The organism is Streptomyces europaeiscabiei (genome assembly GCF_001550375.1).
Lineage (GTDB): Bacteria > Actinomycetota > Actinomycetes > Streptomycetales > Streptomycetaceae > Streptomyces > Streptomyces europaeiscabiei.
This window is the reverse complement of record NZ_LRTR01000378.1, coordinates 1-2,338: the sequence shown is the minus strand read 5'-3', so window position 1 is coordinate 2,338 and position 2,338 is coordinate 1. Positions and strand designations below refer to the sequence as shown.

At 73.8% G+C, this 2,338-nt stretch carries 2 protein-coding genes; both read left to right on the top strand.

Annotation, left to right across the window (positions count from 1 at the left end; genetic code table 11):
- On the top strand, positions 1–894 hold an 894-nt coding region (locus AWZ10_RS17830; protein ID WP_208618516.1), incomplete at its 5' end, for a sugar transferase.
- An 11-nt stretch (positions 895–905) separates the two neighbouring features.
- Positions 906–2,234, top strand: a complete 1,329-nt coding sequence (locus tag AWZ10_RS17825; RefSeq protein ID WP_060891557.1) for an O-antigen ligase family protein — start codon at positions 906–908, stop codon at positions 2,232–2,234.
- Positions 2,235–2,338: the final 104 nt, after the last annotated feature.

Genomic DNA, 2,338 nt, shown 5'->3' with positions numbered 1-2,338 from the left:
GTGGCCGCCGCGTTCCTGCGCCACCCGGGGTGCGGCATCCGGCCCGTCGGTGTGGTCGCGGACCATGCGGCCGGGACCGAGGGCCTGCCCGTGCTGACCACCACCGAGGAGGTGCGGCGGGCGGCCGTCCAGAACGGCGTCCAGGCCGTGCTCGTCGTCGGCTCCCGCGTCGAGCGCGCCTCGCTGCTCCAGACCTTGGAGGACGACGGCTGCGCTCTGTGGGAGGTGGACGCCGAGTCCCCCTCCTACGACCGGGACGGCTCGACCGAGTTGCTTGCCGGGTTCGCCTGCCGTCGGCTGGAACTGACGAGGACGCATGAGGCCTTCGGCAAACGACTGTTGGACGTGACCGTGTCCGGGGCGCTGCTGCTGCTGGTGAGCCCGCTGCTGCTGGTGTGCGCGGTGGCGCTGCGGATGGGCGACGGGCCCGGGGTGGTGTTCCGGCAGGAGCGGATCGGGCGGGACGGGCTGCCGTTCACGCTGCTGAAGTTCCGCACCCACCGCCCGGCCGACGCGCACGAGGCGGCGACCCGGTGGAGCGTGGCGAACGAGCAGGAGATGGGCTGGTTCTGCCGCTTCCTGCGGCGCAGCTCGCTGGACGAACTGCTGCAGCTGTGGAACGTGCTGCGCGGCGACATGAGCCTGGTCGGCCCGCGCCCCGAACGGCCGTACTTCGTGGCCAAGTTCGGGCAGACCTACGCGGGTTACGCGGCACGGCACCGGATGCGGACCGGGATCACCGGGCTGGCCCAGGTCACCGGGCTGCGCGGCGACACCTCCATCGAGGACCGGGCCCGCTTCGACAACGCCTACATCGACAACTGGTCGCTGTGGCAGGACTTCTGCATCCTCGTGCGCACTGCCGCCGCGCTCGTCCGTCCGACGGGAAGCTGACCTTGACGTCTCTGCGCGCTGCTGCGCCCGTCCTGCCCGTGGTCGCCGTGGTCGCCGCGCTCGCGCTGCCGATCACGCAGGGTGCCGAGGGCGGGGCGATCCCGGCCGACGTCGTCTCCGGGCTGCTGGTGCTGTGGTGCGCCGTACGGCTGCTGCGGGACCGGCGGCGCCCCCTGACCCGTACGGCGGCGGTGGTTTTGGGGCTGCCGGTGCTCGGACTCGCGCTGGCTGCGGCCGGGGCGATCGACCCCGGGGCCGGGGTCGCGGGGCTCGGCCGGTACCTCCAGATCTTCGTGCTGGTGCCGATGGCCGTGCTGCTCGGCATCCGGAACCGGTCCGACTTCCGGGTGGTGGTCTGGTCGTTCGTGGGGCTCGCGCTGTGGCAGGGCGCCGTCGGTGTGCACCAGTTCGCCACCGGGACCGGGGCCAGTTACTCCGGTGAGAACATCCGGGCCGTCGGAACCTTCGGGGCCGGGGACGTCATGGGGATGGCGACCGTGGTGTCGTTCGGGCTGGTGTGCGCGGTCGGGCTCGCGCTGGCGCCCGCGACGGCGAAGCAGCGGGCCTGGGCGCTGACCTGCTCGGCGCTGCTGGTGCTGCCCCTCGCGGTGTCGTTCAGCCGGGGCGCGTGGATCGCCACGGCCGCCGCGTGCGGACTCCAGGTGGTGCTGGCCGGGCTGCGGCGGGCGGTGGTGGTCTTCGCGGCCGTCGCCGCCGTGGGCGTGGTCCTCGTCGGCGGGCTCGGTATCGGGTCCGTGATGCTGCAGGACCGGATCAGCAGCATCACGCAGGTAGCCGACGCGCCGGACCAGTCGGTCATCGACCGGTACACCATGTGGGCCGCCGCCGCCGACATGTGGCGCGAGCGGCCGCTGACCGGCGTCGGGCTGAAGGGCTTCCCCGAACACCGCGACGGCCACGCCTCGCTGGCGCTCTCCTCCGGCAGCGACATCGCCGGCGCCGGGACGACGTACCAGAAGCAGTCGCTGCTCTCGCCGCACAACATGTACCTGCTGGTCCTGAGTGAGCAGGGCCTGATCGGCTTCCTGACGCTGGCGGGGAGCTGGCTGCTGCTGGCGGTGTGCGGGGTGCGGAACCTCGCGCGGGTCCGGCGCGGCGACGGAACCGGCGGGCTCGACTGCGGGCTCGCCGCGTGTGGGCTGGTCGTCTGGGTGCTGGTGGACTTCGTGTACGCGGACATCGGCGGGCCGACGACCGTGCTGACGGCCGTGTGCTTCGGGCTGGTGGCGTGGTGGGCGCTGGCGGACCGGACCGCCACGGGTGCCGTCCCGGTCGGGGCCGTCGCGTCCCGCGTACCGGAGGAGGCCGGGGCGCGATGACGACGACGCCTCCTCGGCCCCCGCAGCAGCCACCCCCTCAGGTGCCGCCGGCCTCCGATGCGGTCGGCCCTCCGCCACCCGCCCCCCACCCCGTCGGCCCCTCG